This window comes from Janibacter melonis (assembly GCF_003721155.3).
Taxonomy (GTDB): domain Bacteria; phylum Actinomycetota; class Actinomycetes; order Actinomycetales; family Dermatophilaceae; genus Marihabitans; species Marihabitans melonis.
In genome coordinates this window covers 1,191,744-1,211,050 of the sequence record NZ_CP044548.2, presented here as the reverse complement: position 1 = coordinate 1,211,050, position 19,307 = coordinate 1,191,744, and the positions used below count along the sequence as shown (strand labels likewise).

Sequence of the window (19,307 nt, the reverse complement as noted above, 5' to 3'; positions counted from 1 at the left end):
CGCCATGACCCGACCCAGCCGCCGTGCCGCGCTGTGGACGCTCACCGCGGGAGCCGTCGCCGCCGACTGGGTCGCCGTCGCCGCCCGGCACCGCCGCGCCGAGGTCGTCGCCAAGCCGGGCGCGATGCTGGCGCTCGGCTCGGCGGCCCTCGCCTCCGGTCTGCACGAGCGACCGTGGGGCCGCAGCGTGCTCGGCGGGCTGGGGCTCGGCCTCGTCGGCGACGTCGCCCTGCTGCGGGGCGAGCAGCGCGGGTACTTCCTCGGCGGGCTGACGAGCTTCTTGCTCGGCCACCTCGCCTACCTCGACGCGACCCGCCGGATGGGTCTGCACCGCACGGCCTGGGTCCTGCCGGGCGGTCTCGTGCTCGCCGGGTGCCTGTGGTCGAGCCGCGAGGTGCTGCCGGCGCTCGCAGCAGAGGGCGGGCTGCCCGCAGCCGCACCGGTCGCCGCGTACATGGCGGTCATCGGCGCGACGAGCCTGGCCGCGTGGTCGACGCAGGACGTCGTGCTCGGCACCGGCTCGTCGCTCTTCGTGCTCAGCGACACGGTGCTCGCGCGCGACGCCTTCGTCGCGCCCGTGCCGGCCGCCGGGGTCCGCGTCATGGTCCCGTACCTGCTGGCCCAGACCCTCGTCGTCGTCGGGGCCCTGCGCCACGCCCGGGGGCAGCGATGACCCGGCGACGGCTGCTGCTCGCCGCCGGCGGGCTCGTGCTCCTCGTCGCGCTCGTCGTCGGCGGGCCCAACCTCTGGGTGGCCCGCTCGTCCTCCGGGCACCTCTACACCGCGCAGGACGTGCCACGGCACCCCGTCGCGATCGTCCTCGGTGCCGGGCTGGCGCCGGACGGGTCGCCGAGCCCCTTCCTCCAGGCGCGGCTCGACATCGCGGCCGAGCTCGTCCGCGAGGACAAGGTCGAGGTAGTCCTCGTCAGCGGTGACAACCGCAGCCACGACTACGACGAGCCGAGCGCGATGCGCGACTACCTCGTCGACCGCGGGGTCGACCGAGACCGGGTTGTCCTCGACTACGCGGGGCTGGACAGCTACGACACGTGCGTGCGGGCCAAGCGGGTCTTCCAGGTGAGCAGCGCGACGGTCGTCTCGCAGGGCTACCACGTGCCCCGCGTCGTCGCGGTCTGCCGGGCAGTCGGGCTGCCCGTCGACGCCGTCGGCGACGAGACGGCCCGGCGGTGGGGCGGCACGTGGTCGGCCGGTCGCCAGCGCGAGGTGCTCGCGAACGTCAAGGCCGCCGCCGACGTCATCACCCGGCGCGACCCGGTCCTCGGGCCCGTCGAGCCCGGCGTCACCGACGCCCTCGAGCGGGCGCGGGACTGACCCCCCTTCGCCGCTCGTCGTCGTGGGCGCGGCGAAGGGGGCCGGCGCACGGCCGGTACCCTGACATGTCGGGCTCCCGTGCCCGCTGACGATCGCGAGAGACAAGGACCGATGAGCCAGACCCCGCACCGTTACACGGCCGCACTCGCCGACCAGATCGAGCTCTCCTGGCAGGACCGGTGGGAGCGCGAGGGCACCTTCCACGCGGCCAACCCCGCCGGCCCCTGGGCCGACCCGGAGGGCGTCGCCGCCCACCCGGAGGGTCATCTGCTCGTCCTCGACATGTTCCCCTACCCCAGCGGGGCAGGGCTGCACGTCGGCCACCCGCTGGGCTACATCGCCACCGACGTCGTCGCGCGCTACAACCGCATGCTCGGCAAGAACGTCCTGCACTGCCTGGGCTACGACGCCTTCGGGCTGCCGGCCGAGCAGTACGCGGTGCAGACCGGTCAGCACCCGCGCACGACGACCGAGGCGAACATCGCGATCATGGCGCGCCAGCTGCGCCGTCTCGGTCTCGGCCACGACGACCGTCGGGCGATCCGCACGATCGACCCCGACTACTACCGCTGGACGCAGTGGATCTTCCTGCAGATCTTCAACTCCTGGTACGACGCCGACGCCCCGCGCGAGGACGGCGGCACCGGGCGGGCCCGGCCGATCGCCGACCTCGTCGAGGAGTACCGCAGCGGGCGTCGCCCGCTCCCGGCCGACGACGGCCGCGGCTGGGACGACCTCTCGCACGTCGAGCGCGCCGACCTGCTCGACGCCCGGCGTCTCGTGCAGAGCGTCGAGGCCCAGGTCAACTGGTGCCCGGGGCTGGGCACCGTGCTCGCCAACGAGGAGGTCACGAACGAGGGCCGCTCGGACCGCGGCAACTTCCCGGTCTTCAAGCGCAACCTGCGCCAGTGGGTCATGCGGATCACCGAGTACGCCGACCGGCTCGCCGACGACCTCGACGGGGTCGACTGGCCCGAGAAGGTCAAGATCATGCAGCGCAACTGGATCGGGCGCAGCCAGGGCGCGCGGGTGACCTTCCCCGTCGACGGCGCCGCCGGCACCGGGATCGAGGTCTTCACGACCCGGCCCGACACCCTCTTCGGCGCGACCTTCATGGTCCTCGCCCCTGAGCACCCGCTCGTCGACGAGCTCGTCCCCGAGGGCGGCTGGCCCGAGGGCACGCGGGACGCGTGGGCCGGGGGAGCGGGCAGCCCCGGCGAGGCGGTGGCCGCCTACCGCGCCCAGGCCGCGGCGAAGACCGATCTCGAACGCCAGGCCGAGGGCAAGGAGAAGACCGGCGTCTTCACCGGTGGCTGGGCGACCAACCCCGTCACCGGCACGCGCGTGCCCGTCTTCGTCGCCGACTACGTCCTCATGGGCTACGGCACCGGCGCGATCATGGCCGTGCCCGCCCAGGACGAGCGCGACTGGGACTTCGCGACCGCCTTCGAGCTGCCGGTCGTGCGCACCGTGCAGCCCCCGGCCGACCACGACGAGTCGACCGCCTTCACCGGCGACGGCCCGGCCATCAACTCGAGCAACGACGAGATCTCCCTCGACGGGCTCGGCGTCGCCGAGGCCAAGGAGAGCATCACGACCTGGCTCGAGGGCAAGGGCCTGGGCGAGGGCGCGGTCACCTACAAGCTGCGCGACTGGCTCTTCGCCCGTCAGCGCTACTGGGGCGAGCCCTTCCCCGTCCTCTTCGACGAGGACGGCATCGCCTACGGGGTGCCCGAGGACCAGCTGCCCGTCGAGCTGCCGGACGTGCCGGACTACAGCCCGCGCACCTACGACCCCGACGACGCCGGCAGCGAGCCCGAGCCGCCCCTCGCCCGCGACGCCGACTGGGTGAGCGTCGAGCTCGACCTCGGCGACGGGCGCGGCCCGCGCCGCTTCCGCCGCGACACCAACGTCATGCCGCAGTGGGCCGGCTCGTGCTGGTACTACCTGCGCTACCTCGACCCGGCGAACGGCCAGGCCCTCGTCGACCCCGAGAACGAGCGGTACTGGATGGGCCCGCGGCCCGAGCCGGTCGCCGGCGCGCCCGCCGGCACCCGTGACCCCGGTGGCGTCGACCTCTACGTCGGCGGCGTCGAGCACGCGGTGCTGCACCTGCTCTACGCCCGCTTCTGGCACAAGGTGCTCCACGACCTCGGTCACGTCAGCTCCTCGGAGCCCTTCCGCACGTACTTCAGCCAGGGCTACATCCAGGCCGCCGCGTACCGCGACGCCCGGGACCAGCCGGTCGAGGCGCGCGAGGTCGAGGAGGGGCCCGACGGCACCTTCACCTGGCAGGGCCAGCCGGTGACCCGCGAGTTCGGCAAGATCGGCAAGTCGCTGAAGAACATGGTCAGCCCCGACGAGATGTACGAGACGTACGGCGCGGACACCTTCCGGCTCTACGAGATGGGTCTGGGCCCGCTCGAGCAGAGCAAGCCGTGGGACACCCGTGCCGTCGTCGGCCCGCAGCGCTTCCTGCAGCGGCTGTGGCGCAACGTCGTCGACGAGGAGAGCGGCGAGGTCACCGTCGTCGACGCCCCGCTGGACGACGCGACCGCGGCCGTCCTGCACCGCACGATCGACGCGGTGCGCGCCGACTACGCGGGGCTGGGCTTCAACACCGCGATCGCCCGGCTCACCGAGCTCAACAACGCGCTGACGAAGATCGAGGGCGGTGTGCCCCGCGAGGCGGCCGAGGCGATCGTGCTCATGGTCGCCCCGCTCGCGCCGCACATCGCCGAGGAGCTGTGGTCGCGCCTGGGTCACGAGGGCTCGCTCGCCCACGAGGCCTTCCCGCAGGCCGACCCGTCGCGCCTCGTCGAGGAGACCGTCACCTGCGTCGTGCAGGTGCGCGGCAAGGTCAAGGACCGTCTCGAGGTGCCCAGCGACATCGGCGAGGACGAGCTGCGCGAGCTGGCGCTCGCCAGCCCGAAGGTCGCGAGCCTGATCGAAGGGGGTGTGCGCACCGTCGTCGTGCGCGCCCCGAAGCTCGTCAACGTCGTGCCGGCCTGAGCCGATGACCCCGGTCGCCGTCGTCACCGACTCCACCGCCGTCCTGGCGGGTCGTGGGTCGGTGACGACGGTGCCGCTCCAGGTCGTCGTCGACGGGGTGTCGCACACCGACGGCACGCTCGCCCCCGGGCTCCTCGCGCAGTCGATGCGCCGGCGCTCGCCGGTCTCGACGTCGCGGCCCACCCCCCACGTCTTCCTCGAGGCCTACGAGCGGCTCGTCGAGCAGGGGGCCGACGCGATCGTGTCGGTGCACCTCTCCTCGGCGCTGTCGGGGACCGTCGACGCGGCGGCGAGCGCCGCCGTCGACTCGCCCGTGCCCGTGCGTGTCGTCGACACCCAGACCATCGCCCGTCCGCTGGGGGTGGCGGCCGAGGAGGCCGCCGTCCTCGCGGCGGCCGGCGCCGACCTCGACGCGTGCGAGGCGGCGGCCCGCCGGGTCACCGCCGCCAGTGAGGTCGTCGTCTACGTCGACACGCTCGAGCACCTGCGCCGCGGCGGGCGGATCGGGGGCGCCCAGGCGCTGCTCGGGTCCGCGCTGGCGATCAAGCCGATCCTCGAGGTCCGCGACGGCGCGGTCCAGCCGCTGGAGCGCGTGCGCACCGCGGGGCGCGCGCTGGGCCGGCTCGAGGCGATCTGCCTCGAGCGGGCCGGGCGCATCCGGGCGAGCGGGGCGACCCTCGACGTCGCCGTGCACCACCTCGACGCCGACGAGCGGGCGCAGACCCTGTGCGAGCACCTCGCGGCGTCGCTCGAGGAGCAGCCCCGCGTCGTCGAGCTCGGCGCGGTCATCGGCGCGCACGTCGGGCCGGGCACCATCGCGGTGACCCTCGCCCCCCGCTTCGAGAGCTGATCTCGCGGGCGGGAGGTCGAGGCGGGCTGTCGCTCGCGGCCCTGCCCTTCACGGGAGCGAGCCCACCGCTGCGCCGTCGCCGTCGGGCACGATGACGAGCAGGCCGTCGACGTCGGTGCGCCAGACCCTCGTGCCGGTGCGGGCGAGGAGCGCGAGCAGGGGCGGGGCGGGGTGTCCGTAGTCGTTGTCCGCACCGACGCTGATGAGGGCGTCCGGTGCGGCGACGGCCGCCATGAGGTCCTCGTCGACGTTCGCCGAGCCGTGGTGGGCGACCTTGAGGACGTCGACGTCGGCCACCGCTGCGGACATCACGGGGTCTCGGCGCAGCGCGAGGAGGATCGCGTGCCCGGCCTCGCGCTCGATGTCGCCGAGCAGCAGCACGTCGACCTCGCCGATCCGCAGTCGCAGCACCAGCGAGGCGTTGTTGGGCACCGAGCCCTCGGTGATCCGGCGGGCCGGCCACCACACGCTGCCGGTCACCGGGCCGAGGCTCAGCCGGTCGCCGGCGACGACCTCGCTCACGGCGATGCGGCGGCGCCGTGCCTCCGCCCGCACCTCGCGGTCCGCGTCCTCGGGGTCGCGCACCGGCGACACGAGCAGCCGCTGGGTGGGCCGGTCGTCGAGCGCGCCGGTGAGACCGCCGACGTGGTCGGCGTGCAGGTGGGTCAGCACGACGGCGTCCAGCCGACGCACGCCGAGCCGGGACAGGCAGCTGTCGACCGCGGCGGGGTCGGGGCCGACGTCGACGAGCACCGCGCGACCCGGCCCGGTGGCGAGGACCAGCGCGTCGCCCTGGCCGACGTCGCAGGCCGCCATCACCCAGTCGTCCGGCACGTCGACGAGCACCCGCCGGGGGACGGCGGCGCTGGCGAGGACGAGGACGACGCAGCACGCGAGCACCGGCGCCGCGCGGGCCCGGTGGCCGAGGTAGGGCGCGGCGAGGAGCCCGAGCACGGTGAGGCCGGCGAGCAGGAGCGCCCCCGGGGTGCCGTCCGGCCAGTCGACGGATCCTCCGGGCACGTCCGCGCTGACCCGGGCGACGCGGGCGATGCCCAGCGCCGGCAGGCCGGCCAGCCAGGCGGGCCACGACGCGAGGCTCGGGGAGAGCAGCGCGACGAGTGCGGTGAGGACGCCGGCGACCGTCGTCGGGGCGACGAGCGGGGCGGCGACGAGGTTGGCGAGCACGCTCACCGTGCTCACCGAGCCCTGGAGGAGGACGACGACCGGGGCGCACGCGAGATGCGCGGCGACGGGGATGGCGACGGCCGGGCCGACGACGTGCAGGCGCCGGGGGAGCCGGGCGTTGATCGCCCGCGCCCACGGCCGCACGAAGAGCAGGAGGCCGAGCGTCGCGAGCGTCGACAGCGCGAAGCCGTAGCTGCGGGCGAGCCACGGGTCGAGCAGGAGGAGGACGACGACCGCGGCGGACAGCGCCGGCGCGCCCGCGCCACGGCGCGACGCGCTCATGCCGAGCAGCGCGACGAGACCCATCGTCGCGGCACGCACGACGCTGGGCTCCGGACGGGCCAGCACGACGAACCACGCCAGTGCGAGAGCCGCCACCCACGGCCGGGCTCGTCGGGGGCAGCCGGCGAGGCGGCAGGCGCCGAGCACCGCGGCGAGGACGATCGCGACGTTGCTCCCGCTCACGGCCGACAGGTGCGACATCCCGGTGACGAGCATGTCGTCGGTGAGGTCGGGCGGGGTGGCGCTCGGGTCGCCGATGACGAGGGCGGGCACGAGCCCGCGTGCGTCGGCGGGCAGGTGGTCGGTCGCCTCGCGCAGCCGTGAGCGCATGTGGTCGGCGGCGGCGAGCAGCGGCCCTCGCTCGCCGACCTCGGGCGGTCCCCGGGGCCGGAGCACGGCGACGGTCGGCTCGTGGGGGCGGCCCGGCGCGAGCGTGCCGGCGACGCGGATCTCGTCGTGCCAGCGCAGGTCGCGCCAGGCCGGGTCCGACGAGCGCACGACGACGGGGGCGTGCAGACGCCGGACCTGCCCGCGCACGGTCGTCCGGGTCAGCCGCACGCGCAGCATCACCGCGGGCTCGTCGGACCCGCGGCCCCGCACGAGCACCGGCTCGCCGAGGACGACGGCCGTGCCCGTCACGGACGCGCGCTGCTCGGCCAGCTCGACGACCCCGCCGACCCGAGAGCGCGTGTCGTGCGTCGCGGAGGCGAGCAGGCAGGCCGCGCTCGTCAGGCACGACAGGCCCAGGAGCGCAGCGAGCCCGGAGCGCCAGGACGCTGGGCGGGTGCCGGACGAGCCGCGCACGGCCTGGCGTCGCATCGCCTGGTGTCGCGTGTCGTCGTGTCGCGCTGTCGGGCGGTGTGCGATCGGGCGGTGTGCGGGCGAGCGGGACGCGAGGACGACGCCACCGAGGAGGAGGCATGCGAGCGCGCACCCGACCCGCACCGGCACCGGCACACCCAGGGCGCCGACCGTGACGGCCCAGGCGGCGAGAGCGGGCACGAGCAGACGCAGGTCGACCCGGTCGGGCGCCCTCACCGGCGCGGTGCTCGTCGGCTCCCGCCGCGTCGGCCCGGGGCTCACACGGTGACCTTCGGGCTGATCTGGGCGTAGAGCTTCTCGCCGATGCCCGAGACCTCGTCGAGCTCCTCGACGGTGGTGAATCCGCCGTTCGTGGTGCGCCACTCGACGATCCGTGCGGCGAGGACGGGTCCGACGCCGGGCAGGGTCTCCAGCGTGGCCTGGTCGGCGGTGTTGAGGTCGACCGGCGCCGACGGGGCCGCGGTGCCCGCCGGTCCGCCCGGAGCAGCAGCCGGTGCCGTGGGTCCGGCGGGTGCCGGGACCCCTCCGGCGACGGGGGTGGCGCCCCCTTCGCGCGGGACGACCACCTGCTCGCCGTCGACGACCAGTCGGGCGAGGTTGACCTGGGCGAGATCGGCACCCTCGCGCACGCCCCCGGCGCCCTTGATCGCCTCCTCGACGCGGGCGCCTGCGGGCACGGTGACCACCCCCGGGCTGCGCACCCGCCCGACGACGTGCACGTACACCTCCGCCGCCGGCGTGGCTCGAGCCGGTGCGGTGCCGCTGGGCACCGGCTCGGTGCCGACGCCGGTCTCGAAGCCGGAGCGGTCACCGCTCGCCACCACGGCAGGACCGCCCGACGTGGCCGGTGCGGCCTGCGGCAGCGCGTCGCGCTGCGCGAGGTGCAGCCGGACCCCGAGCACCGTGACGGCGACGGCGAGCAGCAGGGCCACCCCGAGGACCGCGCGCGGGCGGACACGCCAGCGGGCTGTCGCGATGCCCGACGGCAGGGTCAGCGGCCGGGGCGGCGGGAGCACCGGCGCGTCTCGTGCCCCCGCGTCGAGGAGATCGGGGCCGAGGTCGGGGTCGCCGTCTGCGGGGTCGGTGGCGCGGGCGTCCTCGACGCCGTCGAGGATGCGTCGCAGGCGCTCGCTGGGCTCGTCCGGTCTGCGCATGGCGCGACGTTACGAACGCCGGGGGCTCGCAGCAGGCCACCACGGCAGGCTGTGGACGGCGGACCGCGCCGAGGGGCCCCTGTGGGTGAGGGGGACGAGACCCGCGGGGGCTACCCTCGCGGTGACATCAGTCCCGATCGAGCAGGAGCGTGATCCTCATGTGCCGACCCGTCCCGTGCGAGGTCTGCGGCAAGACGACCTGGGCCGGCTGCGGCGAGCACGTCGACCAGGTGCGCGCGCAGGTCCCCGACGAGCAGTGGTGCGACGGCCAGCACGCCGAGGCCGGCGCGAGCAGCTAGGCCCTCAGCGGGCCGCGGCGTCGACGAGAGCGGTGACCGCGGCCTGCACGGCCGGCACGCGCTGGAGGTCCTCGGTCGTCACGACGTGGATGTGGCGCCGGGTCGGCGGGTTGAGCGGGCGCACGACGACGTCGTCGTTGGCCGTGGCCTCGCGGATGATGTCGGGGATGAGCGCGACGCCCAGCCCCGCGGCGACGAAGCCCTGCACCGCGACGTAGTCCTCGGTCTCGAAGGCGACGCGTGGGGCGAAGCCCGCGTCGTGCGAGATCTGCAGCAGGTGACCGCGACATCGCGGGCAGCCCGCGATCCACTCCTCCTCCGAGAGGTCGGAGAGGTCGACCCGCTCCTCCTCGGCGAGGCGGTGCCCCTTCGGCAGGGCGATGCCCACCTCCTCGGTGAGGAGGGGGTGGACGACGAAGCCCTCGAGGTCCTCGCCCCGCCCGAGGTCGGTGCCGTCGTAGCTGAAGGCGACCGCGAGGTCGCAGTCGCCGCCGCGCAGCGCCGCGAGCGACTCGGGCGGCTCGGCCTCGGTGAAGGTGACCTTGACGTCCGGGTGCGCGCGGCGCACCGCGGCGAGGGCGCGGGGCACGAGGGTGACCGACGAGCTCGGGAAGGCCATCAGCCGGACCCGACCGGCGCGCAGGCCGGCGATGGCTGCCACCTCTTCCTCGGCGGCGTCGAGCGCGGCGAGGACCGGTCCGGCGTGCCGGGCGAGCACCTCGCCCGCCTCGGTGAGGCGCACCGAGCGACCGACCTTCTCGACGAGCACCGTGCCGGTGCGCTGCTCGAGACGGCGCACCATCTGCGAGACCGCCGGCTGGGAGTACCCGAGCGCGAGCGCGGCGGCGGTGAAGCTGCCCTCGTCAGCGATGGCGCGCATCACCCGCAGCCCTGCAGCGTCGATCATGCGGTCACGATAGCCGCAGCCCCGGCGCGCTCCGAGCGGCGCCGGGAGCCTCGCGCGCAGGACGGGCGGGCGGGACCGGACGAAGGGGTGCCCACCACCACCTGGTGGGGGCACCCCCTTCGCCCGCCGTGCACGCGAGGTCCGGGCGGATACTGGTGCGGTGAGCACCCCCGAGACCTTCCGCGAGATCGCCGACGTGCTGAGCCGCGGGCCGGCGCTGGCCCTCACCGGCGCGGGGATGTCGACCGACTCGGGGATCCCCGACTACCGCGGTCCGGACGGCACGCGCCGGGTGACGCCGATGCACCTCTCGGAGTTCGTCGGCAGCAGCGCCGCCCGGCGGCGCTACTGGGCGCGCAGCTACGTGGGGTGGCGCCGCTTCAGCGCGGCCCGGCCCAACCGCGCCCACGAGCTCGTCACGCACCTGCAGGAGCGCGGTCAGGTCGGCAGCGTCATCACCCAGAACGTCGACGGCCTGCACCAGGCGGCCGGCAGCACCGGTGTCGTCGAGCTGCACGGGAGCCTGGCCGAGGTGGTCTGCCTCGCGTGCGGCGCCCGGGAGGCCCGGGCCGCGCTCGACGAGCGGATGGCGCAGCGCAACCCCGGCTTCGACGCGGACAGCGACGAGATCCGACCCGACGGCGACGTGCGCCTCGAGGAGGTCGAGGTCGAGGCCTTCGAGGCGCCGCTCTGCCTCGTGTGCGGGTCGGACATGCTCAAGCCCGACGTCGTCTTCTTCGGCGGCTCGGTCGACAAGCCGCTCGTCGAGCACTGCTTCGCGCTCACGGAGGCGGCGCCGAGCCTGCTCGTGCTCGGGTCGAGCCTGCAGGTCATGTCCGGCCTGCGCTTCGTGCGGCGGGCCGCCAAGCTCGGCACGCCGGTCGTCATCATCACGAGGGGACGCACGCGCGGTGACGACCTCGCGACCCACCGGGTCGACGGCTCGCTCGACACGAGCCTGGACGCGCTGGCCCGCGCCAGCGCACAGGTCGGCTGACCGGCCCCGCCACGCAGGACGGGCCCGCCCCGTGCAGGGGCGGGCCCGTCCGGCCGGGGCGGCGCGCCAGGCTCAGATGCGGCGCAGGACCGCGGTGACCTTGCCGAGGATCGTCGCGTGGTCGCCGTCGATCGGCTCGAAGGCGGGGTTGTGGGGGAGCAGCCACACCTTGCCGTCACGTCGCTTGAAGGTCTTGACCGTCGCCTCGTCGTCGAGCATCGCCGCGACGATGTCGCCGTTGTCGGCCGTCGGCTGCTGGCGCACGACGACCCAGTCGCCGTCGCAGATCGCGGCCTCGATCATCGAGTCGCCGACGACGCGCAGGAGGAAGAGGGAGCCCTCGCCGACGACCTGCTTCGGCAGGGGGAAGACCTCCTCGACGCTCTCCTCGGCGACGATCGGCACGCCCGCGGCGATCTGGCCGAGCACCGGCACGTACGTCGCGGCGGGGTGGGCGTCCCCGCTGCCCGTCGCGTCGGGGTCGTGGGGGCTGGCGCCACCGCGGTAGCCGGCGATGTCGTGGGTCTGCGCGTCGCCCTCGGGGGAGCGGGGCGCATCGGGGGAGACGACCTCGATGGCGCGGGGCCGGTTGGGGTCACGGCGTAGGTAGCCCTTGCGCTCGAGCGCGGTCAGCTGGTGGGCCACCGAGCTCGGGCTCGTCAGCCCGACCGCGTCGCCGATCTCGCGCAGGCTCGGCGGGTAGCCCCGCGTCGCGACCGCGCTGCGGATCACCTCGAGGACCTTGACCTGCCGGGCGGTCAGCCCCTCGCCGTTGTCCCGCACCGGCAACGTGCGGATGTTGTCCTCGCTCATCGCGCCCCTCGCTGTCTCGCTCGCGCCGCGACCCGTGAGGGGGCGGCTGGTGGCCTGCTCCTGCGGGGGAGGACAGCGTTGTCGGTGCTCGCTGGTTGTCTCTCCCGTGTGGCCGACGGTAGTGCTCGGCCCGGTCTAGATCAAACACATGTTCGAGCGTGTCTTGTTCTCGCTCGAACACCTGTGCTAGACATCGTGCAGACGCCTCGTCGAACACCGGTTCGACCAGACGACCAGGAGGAGACCATGAGCGCACTCACCGTCCAGGCCCCGCAGCACGCTGCCCGGCCCTCGGCGCTGCGCGACCCGCGCCGGGCCGAGCGCCACCTCGTGTCCGTGCCGACGGGGACCGACGTCCCCACCGAGCTGCGGGTGACCCGTCGGGGTCGCCTCGCGCTCACGACGATCGCCGTCGCGGCCCTGCTCGCGCTCGGCACCGGCATCGCGACCGCGGGCGGCGAGGCCGCTGCGGCCACGACCGTCACCGTCGAGCAGGGGCAGACCCTCAGCGACGTCGCCGCCAGCCAGATGCCCGGCGTGCCCACGAGCGCGGCCGTCTCGGCGATCCGCTCGGAGAACGCGCTGAGCACCCCCTTCGTCCACGCCGGCCAGGAGCTCGTCATCCCGACGCGCTGACCGTCACGACGGATCACCAGACCACCCGGGTCCCTCGACCCGACCCGGGCGACGGCGACGGCCGCACCTCCACCGGGTGCGGCCGTCGTGCTGTCCCCGCCGGCTGTCGACGGGGCTCGCGTCGGCGTCTCGCCCGGTATCCCGGGACTTCTCGCCCGGGGGTTCGCCGGGTCTTGCGTGCGTGGTGGTGGGCGTGATGAAATGGCACTACATCTAGTGGTTGCACCGATGTCATTCGTCCACATGTAGTGCACATGTGAGGCGGAGTTGTCCACCGGTTGTCGACAGATGTCCACAGCAGAACCGCCCTGATCCACACCCCGGTCCACAGCTGGCGACACGCCTCGTGCTGGTGAGCCGGTGCCCGACCTGTGCCACCGTGCCCGAGAGGAGAGCATCGTGCACTGCCCCTTCTGCCGTCACACCGACTCTCGCGTCATCGACTCGCGCACGGCCGACGACGGGTCCTCGATCCGTCGCCGTCGGCAGTGCCCCGAGTGCAACCGGCGCTTCACCACGCTCGAGAGCGCGAGCCTGAGCGTGACGAAGCGCTCGGGTGCGGCGGAGCCCTTCAGCCGGGCCAAGGTCCTCGTCGGCGTCCGCAAGGCCTGCCAGGGCCGACCGGTCACCGAGGACCAGCTGGCCCTGCTCGCCCAGCGCGTCGAGGAGGCCGTACGGGCGCAGGGCAGCGCCGAGATCGACGCCCACGAGATCGGGATGGCGATCCTCGGCCCGCTGCGCGAGCTCGACGAGGTCGCCTACCTGCGCTTCGCGAGCGTCTACCAGGCCTTCGACTCGCTCGAGGACTTCGAGGCCGCCATCACCCTGCTGCGCGCCGAGCACACCGCTCTCGCGCAGGACGCCCCCTAGACCCCCGGGTACCGGCACGCGATCGGGCTGTCGGTACCCGGTGACACGCTCGATGCGAGGTCTTCCCTTGCACGCCGCACCACCCAGCACCACATGAGCAGCTCCACCTGCAGACCACGCACCACCGAGAGAGGGACCATGACCGAGACCGCCGGCAAGCCCAGCACCCGTCGATCCGCGAAGAACCGCGGCATCACGGTCGAGCGCATCTACACCACCGAGGGCGTCCACCCCTACGACGAGGTGACCTGGGAGAAGCGCGACGTCGTCCAGCAGAACTGGAAGACCGGCGCGACGATCTTCGAGCAGCGCGGGGTCGAGTTCCCCGACTTCTGGTCCGCCAACGCGAGCACCATCGTCACGACGAAGTACTTCCGCGGCGCCGTCGGCACGCCCGAGCGCGAGCAGGGTCTCAAGCAGCTCATCGACCGCGTCGTGCTCACCTACGTCAAGGCGGGCAAGGACCACGGCTACTTCGCGACCCCGGCCGACGCCGAGATCTTCGAGCACGAGCTGACCTACGCCCTGCTCCACCAGGTCTTCAGCTTCAACTCCCCGGTGTGGTTCAACGTCGGCACGAAGAGCCCCCAGCAGGTCTCGGCGTGCTTCATCCTCTCCGTCGACGACTCGATGGACTCGATCCTCAACTGGTACAAGGAAGAGGGCTTCATCTTCAAGGGCGGCTCCGGCGCCGGCCTCAACCTCTCCCGCATCCGCTCCAGCAAGGAGCTGCTCTCCTCCGGCGGCACCGCCTCCGGCCCCGTGAGCTTCATGCGCGGTGCCGACGCGTCGGCGGGCACCATCAAGTCCGGTGGCGCCACGCGTCGCGCGGCGAAGATGGTCGTCCTCGACGTCGACCACCCGGACATCGAGGAGTTCGTCGAGACCAAGGCCCGCGAGGAGGACAAGATCCGGGCCCTGCGCGACGCGGGCTTCGACATGGACCTCGGCGGCGCCGACATCGTCTCGGTCCAGTACCAGAACGCGAACAACTCGGTGCGCGTCAGCGACGAGTTCATGCGTGCGGTCGAGGACGGCACCGACTTCGGGCTCACCTCCCGCAAGGACGGCTCGGTCATCTCCACCGTCGACGCCCGTGAGCTCATGGGCAAGATCGCCAAGGCCGCGTGGGAGTGCGCCGACCCGGGCATCCAGTACGACGACACGATCAACGACTGGCACACGAACCCCGAGACGGGCCGGATCACCGCGTCCAACCCGTGCAGCGAGTACATGTCGCTCGACAACTCCAGCTGCAACCTCGCCTCGCTCAACCTGCTGAAGTTCCTGCGCGACGACGACACCTTCGACGTCGCGACCTTCCAGAAGGTCGCCGAGCTCGTCATCACCGCGATGGACATCTCCATCTGCTTCGCGGACTTCCCGACCGAGCCGATCGGCGAGACGACCCGTGACTACCGTCAGCTGGGCATCGGCTACGCCAACCTCGGTGCGCTGCTCATGGCGACCGGCCACGGCTACGACTCCGACGGCGGCCGCGCCCTCGCCGCGTCGATCACCTCGCTGCTCACCGGTGCCGCCTACAAGCGCTCCGCCGAGCTCGCCGCGGTCGTCGGCCCCTACGCCGGGTACGCCCGCAACGCCGACGCCCACAAGCGCGTCATGCGCAAGCACCAGGCGGCCAACGACCAGGTCCGCACGCTGCACACGATGGACAAGGACATCCACGCGGCCGCGACGAAGGCGTGGGACGCCGTCATCACGCTCGGCGAGAAGAACGGGTACCGCAACGCGCAGGCCTCGGTCCTCGCGCCCACCGGCACCATCGGCTTCATGATGGACTGCGACACCACCGGCATCGAGCCGGACTTCTCGCTCGTGAAGTTCAAGAAGCTCGTCGGCGGCGGCTCGATGCAGATCGTCAACCTCACCATCCCGCGCGCGCTGAAGAAGCTCGGCTACGCGCAGGAGACCGTCGAGGCGATCGTCGAGTACATCGCCGACAAGGGCCACGTCATCGACGCCCCCGGGCTGAAGACCGAGCACTACGAGGTCTTCGACACCGCGATGGGTGCGCGCTCGATCAGCCCGATGGGTCACGTGCGGATGATGGCGGCGACCCAGCCCTTCCTCTCCGGCGCGATCAGCAAGACGGTCAACCTGCCGGAGGACGCGACCGTCGAGGAGATCGAGGACGTCTACATCCAGGGCTGGAAGCTCGGGCTCAAGGCGCTCGCGGTCTACCGCGACAACTGCAAGGTCGGCCAGCCGCTCTCCGACGGCGGCTCGACCGCCAAGGACGCGAAGGACGCCAAGGACGCGAAGACCGAGGCCGCGGAGCCGGAGAAGGTCGTCGAGTACCGCCCGCTGCGTCGTCGTCTGCCCAAGCGCCGCACCTCGCAGACCACGTCCTTCGCCGTCGGCGGGGCCGAGGGCTACCTCACGTCGGGCACGTACGACGACGGCGAGCTGGGCGAGATCTTCCTCAAGTTTGGCAAGCAGGGCTCGACCCTCGCCGGTCTCATGGACGCCTTCTCCATCGCGATCTCCATCGCGCTGCAGCACGGCGTGCCGCTCGAGACCTACGTCGAGAAGTTCACCAACCTGCGCTTCGAGCCGGCCGGCATGACCGACGACCCGGACGTGCGGATGGCGCAGTCGATCATGGACTACGTCTTCCGTCGCCTCGCGCTGGACTACCTCGACTTCGAGACCCGCTCCTTCATGGGCATCCACACCGCCGAGGAGCGCGCCCGCCAGCTCGAGACGGGGTCCTACGCGGCCGCGCCGAACGAGGACGACGAGGACCTCGAGGACGAGCTGGAGACCTACAGCCAGTCCGCCGCCCCGTCCTCGAAGAAGGCCGACGCCCCGGTCGAGGAGCACGCGGCCGAGGTCACCTCGGGCGCCGGCGCCGCCTCCGCCCGTGAGGTCAGCGGCCAGATCCACAGCTCGGCCGAGCTGCTGGAGAAGTTCCAGGGCAAGACCGCCGACGCGCCGATGTGCATGACCTGCGGGACGAAGATGCGCCCCGCCGGCTCCTGCTACGTCTGCGAGGGCTGCGGCTCCACCAGCGGCTGCAGCTGATCACGAGTTGCGCACGACGGGCCCCGGCCGCAGCGATGCTGCGGCCGGGGCCCCGCGCTTTCCGCAGACATGCGCCGGGGGAGTGCTCCCCCGACATGACGACAACCCCGAGATACCGGGGCAGATCGCGGGTCGTCGCCGAAACGACACGAGATCGGTGCGCCTCGCACCCATCCGGCGCAGGTAGCCTTCGCCGCACAAGACACACCACCTGACAAGGGGAGCACGATGAGCGAGTGGGCAGCGGGCTGGTACCCGGACCCCGAGCAGTCCGGCCAGATCCGGTACTGGGACGGCAGCAGCTGGACGGATCACCGTCAGCCGACGCCCGAGGGCTTCGGCAACGACCAGCAGGGGGCTGCCGGTCAGGACGCCTCTGACGTCGACGAGGCGACCCGGATCCGTCCGAGCGCCGACAAGTCGCCGGAGACCGAGGCCATGCCGAGCGCGGGCTCGGGCTACGGGTCGGGTGACTCCTCGTACGGGTCGAGCTCCTACGGCGCGAGCGGTGACAGCGGCTACGGCTCGAGCTCCTACGGGTCCTCGGGCGACAGCGGCTACGGCACGAGCTCCTACGGCGCCGGTGCCGGCGCGGGAGCCCCGGGCTACGGCCAGCAGGGCGGCTACGGCCAGCAGGGCCCCGGCGGTCCTTCGGGCTACAACCAGCAGGGCTACGGCCAGCAGGGCGGCTACCCCGGTCAGCCCGGCGGCCCGCAGAAGAGCAACAAGCTCCCGCTCATCATCGGCGGCGGCGTGCTCGGTGTGCTCCTGCTGTGCGTCCTCGGCTTCTTCGGCGTCCGCGCCCTCAGCGGTGGCGACGACCCGACGACGACTGCGAGCTCCTCGAGCACCGAGTCCTCGACCTCGGAGACCTCGAGCGACACCTCGAGCGACTCGCCGACGAGCGACGACTCCTCGACGAGCGACACGAGCACCGACTCCCCGACGACCGACGCCTCGCCGACGAGCGACTCCACCGGCGGTGGCAGCACGAAGATCGGCAGCGGCGTCACCAAGGGCGAGTACGGCAAGACCTACGAGGGCAGCGGCAACGCCGTCATCCAGGTCCCGCCGGGGGACGGCGCCGGTCTCATCGAGGCCGACTTCCTCGGTGACCCCAACTCGAGCTTCTCCAGCTTCCGGGTCAAGGGCGAGGACGCGAACGGCTCGTCCTCGGGCGACTACAGCATCTTCTCCTACTACGACAAGGCGAAGGGCACGAGCTCGTACAACCTCACCGGCTCCAGCGCCTCGACCAACCGCATCAAGGTCGAGTCCGAGGGCAAGTGGAAGATCACCTTCAAGCGGATCTCGACGGCCCCCGCCTTCGGCTCCTCGCAGAAGGGCAACGGCGGCGCGGTCTTCAAGTGGGACGGCAAGTCCTCCGACATCCGCGTGAAGTACACCTCGAGCAACGACTACGGCGGCCGCATCTCCATCCAGGCCGTCGGTGGCGAGGACTACCCGGACCGTCTCGTCAGCGAGTACAAGAAGACCTACGAGGGCACCTCGACGGTCCAGACCGGCACGAAGTACCTCGTCGTCGACTCCGACGGCGGCGACTGGGAGATCACCAAGCGCTGATCACCGCGCGCTGATCACCCAGCCGTGACGAAGGGGGTGCCCGGACCGATCGGTCCGGGCACCCCCTTCGTGCTGCTGCCGGCAGCTGACGGTCAGCACTCGATGACGTTGACCGCGAGACCCCCGCGGGCGGTCTCCTTGTACTTGACCTTCATGTCGCGCCCGGTGTCGCGCATCGTCTTGACGACCTTGTCGAGGGAGACGACGTGGCTGCCGTCGCCGCGCAGGGCGGTGCGGGCGGCGGTGATCGCCTTGACGGAGGCGACCGCGTTGCGCTCGATGCACGGGATCTGCACGAGCCCGCCGACGGGGTCGCAGGTGAGGCCGAGGTTGTGCTCCATGCCGATCTCGGCGGCGTTCTCGACCTGGGCGGGGGTGCCGCCGAGGACCGCGGCCATCGCCCCGGCCGCCATGGAGCAGGCCGAGCCGACCTCGCCCTGGCAGCCGACCTCGGCGCCGGAGATCGACGCGTTCTCCTTGTAGATGACGCCGATGGCGGCCGCGGTGAGCAGGAAGCGCACGATCCCGTCGTCGTCAGCACCGGGCACGAAGTCGAGGTAGTAGCGCAGCACCGCGGGGATGATCCCGGCCGCGCCGTTCGTCGGGGCGGTGACGACGCGCCCGCCGGCGGCGTTCTCCTCGTTGACGGCCAGCGCGTAGAGGGTGAGCCAGTCCATGCCGCGCAGGGGGTCGTCGCTGCTGCCCTCGACCTTGAGCCGGCGGTGCAGGTCGGGCGCACGGCGGCGGACCTTCAGCCCCCCGGGGAGCACGCCCTCGGTGCGCGCGCCGTTGTCGATGCACTCCGACATCACCTGCCAGATCGCGAGCAGCTCGGAGCGCACCTCCTCCTCGGTGCGCCACGACAGCTCGTTCTCGAGCATGACCTGGGCGATCGACAGCCCGGTCTCGGCGCAGATCTGCAGCAGGCGGTCACCGGTGGTGAAGGGATGGGCGACGGGGGTGGTGTCCTCGACGACCTTCGTCGAGCCGGAGGCGTCCTCGCCGATGACGAAGCCGCCGCCGACGGAGTAGTACGTGCGCTGCGAGACCAGCTCGCCCGCGGCGTCCCACGCGTGGAAGGTCATGCCGTTGGGGTGCAGCGGCAGGGTGGCCCGACGGTGCAGGACGACGTCGTCGGCCTCGGCGAAGTCGATCTCGTGCTCGCCGAGCAGGCTCAGCCGACCGCTCTCACGGATCTGGGCGAGACGGCCCTGGACCTCGCGGGGCTGGCACAGCTCGGGCCGCTCGCCGGACAGGCCGAGCATGACGGCGGTGTTCGAGCCGTGGCCGTGGCCCGTCGCGCCGAGCGAACCGAAGAGCTCGGCCTTGACCCGCGCCACGCGGGGCAGGTCGCCGCTGTCCCGCACGCCCTCGACGAAGAGCACCGCCGCCCGCATCGGTCCCACCGTGTGCGAGCTGGACGGCCCGATGCCGACGGAGAAGAGGTCGAAGACGCTGAGTGCCACGTGCGTCACAGTAACGGGCGCTGTGGAAAAGCTCGCGGCGATCGGCCCGT

General features: G+C 73.0%; 15 protein-coding genes. 10 read left to right on the top strand and 5 right to left on the bottom strand.

From position 1 onward, the window contains the following. Window positions 1-4 precede the first annotated feature (4 nt). The 4 genes from EEW87_RS05720 to EEW87_RS05705 all read left to right on the top strand — a co-directional run bounded on the left by EEW87_RS05720 (window position 5) and on the right by EEW87_RS05705 (window position 5,194). Complete coding sequence (locus EEW87_RS05720) at window positions 5-673, top strand: lysoplasmalogenase family protein (RefSeq protein WP_148041603.1); 669 nt, start codon at window positions 5-7, stop codon at window positions 671-673. Next, window positions 670-1,332, top strand: a complete 663-nt coding sequence (locus tag EEW87_RS05715) for a SanA/YdcF family protein (RefSeq protein ID WP_191563347.1) — start codon at window positions 670-672, stop codon at window positions 1,330-1,332. The genes EEW87_RS05720 and EEW87_RS05715 overlap by 4 nt, the downstream gene beginning before the upstream one ends. A 111-nt stretch (window positions 1,333-1,443) precedes the next feature. Beyond that, window positions 1,444-4,344, top strand: coding sequence for a leucine--tRNA ligase (leuS, locus tag EEW87_RS05710; RefSeq protein WP_123092837.1), 2,901 nt, complete (start codon window positions 1,444-1,446; stop codon window positions 4,342-4,344). A gap of 4 nt (window positions 4,345-4,348) precedes the next feature. Beyond that, window positions 4,349-5,194, top strand: coding sequence for a DegV family protein (locus tag EEW87_RS05705; protein ID WP_123092839.1), 846 nt, complete (start codon window positions 4,349-4,351; stop codon window positions 5,192-5,194). A gap of 48 nt (window positions 5,195-5,242) precedes the next feature. Here the strand turns inward: EEW87_RS05705 and EEW87_RS05700 are convergent, their stop codons facing one another. Next, a complete protein-coding gene (locus EEW87_RS05700; protein WP_240341659.1) occupies window positions 5,243-7,699 on the bottom strand; it encodes a ComEC/Rec2 family competence protein in 2,457 nt (818 codons plus the stop codon). 41 nt (window positions 7,700-7,740) lie between these two features. Beyond that, the gene (locus EEW87_RS16800) at window positions 7,741-8,637 is read right to left on the bottom strand and encodes a ComEA family DNA-binding protein (RefSeq protein WP_192826116.1); all 897 of its coding nucleotides are present in this window, start codon (window positions 8,635-8,637) and stop codon (window positions 7,741-7,743) included. Between the two features lie 158 nt (window positions 8,638-8,795). Here EEW87_RS16800 and EEW87_RS16795 point away from each other — a divergent pair, with 158 nt between their 5' ends. After that, window positions 8,796-8,936, top strand: a complete 141-nt coding sequence (locus tag EEW87_RS16795) for a hypothetical protein (protein WP_192826117.1) — start codon at window positions 8,796-8,798, stop codon at window positions 8,934-8,936. 4 nt (window positions 8,937-8,940) lie between these two features. On the opposite strand, the gene EEW87_RS05690 is transcribed toward EEW87_RS16795, so the two are convergent. Beyond that, entirely contained in the window at window positions 8,941-9,843 is a 903-nt protein-coding gene (locus EEW87_RS05690) for a LysR family transcriptional regulator (RefSeq protein WP_068274964.1), read from the bottom strand. A gap of 160 nt (window positions 9,844-10,003) precedes the next feature. Here EEW87_RS05690 and EEW87_RS05685 point away from each other — a divergent pair, with 160 nt between their 5' ends. Then, a complete protein-coding gene (locus tag EEW87_RS05685; RefSeq protein ID WP_123092841.1) occupies window positions 10,004-10,840 on the top strand; it encodes an NAD-dependent protein deacetylase in 837 nt (278 codons plus the stop codon). A 72-nt stretch (window positions 10,841-10,912) separates the two neighbouring features. Here EEW87_RS05685 and lexA read toward each other — a convergent pair whose 3' ends face one another. Beyond that, a complete protein-coding gene (gene lexA, locus EEW87_RS05680) occupies window positions 10,913-11,653 on the bottom strand; it encodes a transcriptional repressor LexA (RefSeq protein WP_123092843.1) in 741 nt (246 codons plus the stop codon). 246 nt (window positions 11,654-11,899) lie between these two features. Here lexA and EEW87_RS05675 point away from each other — a divergent pair, with 246 nt between their 5' ends. The 4 genes from EEW87_RS05675 (at window position 11,900) to EEW87_RS05660 (ending at window position 17,791) form a co-directional block, all read left to right on the top strand. Beyond that, the gene (locus EEW87_RS05675) at window positions 11,900-12,289 is read left to right on the top strand and encodes a LysM peptidoglycan-binding domain-containing protein (protein WP_083968765.1); all 390 of its coding nucleotides are present in this window, start codon (window positions 11,900-11,902) and stop codon (window positions 12,287-12,289) included. Between the two features lie 399 nt (window positions 12,290-12,688). Further along, window positions 12,689-13,159 carry a transcriptional regulator NrdR gene (gene nrdR / locus EEW87_RS05670; RefSeq protein ID WP_123092906.1) on the top strand — a complete coding sequence of 157 codons (471 nt, stop codon included), beginning with the start codon at window positions 12,689-12,691 and terminating at the stop codon, window positions 13,157-13,159. A 138-nt stretch (window positions 13,160-13,297) separates the two neighbouring features. Then, on the top strand, window positions 13,298-16,207 hold the full coding sequence (locus EEW87_RS05665) for a vitamin B12-dependent ribonucleotide reductase (protein WP_123092845.1): 2,910 nt from the start codon (window positions 13,298-13,300) through the stop codon (window positions 16,205-16,207). A gap of 228 nt (window positions 16,208-16,435) precedes the next feature. Further along, window positions 16,436-17,791, top strand: a complete 1,356-nt coding sequence (locus EEW87_RS05660; protein ID WP_123092847.1) for a DUF2510 domain-containing protein — start codon at window positions 16,436-16,438, stop codon at window positions 17,789-17,791. Window positions 17,792-17,883: 92 nt separating this feature from the next. Here the strand turns inward: EEW87_RS05660 and EEW87_RS05655 are convergent, their stop codons facing one another. Next, entirely contained in the window at window positions 17,884-19,257 is a 1,374-nt protein-coding gene (locus EEW87_RS05655; RefSeq protein WP_123092849.1) for an L-serine ammonia-lyase, read from the bottom strand. Window positions 19,258-19,307 lie beyond the last annotated feature (50 nt).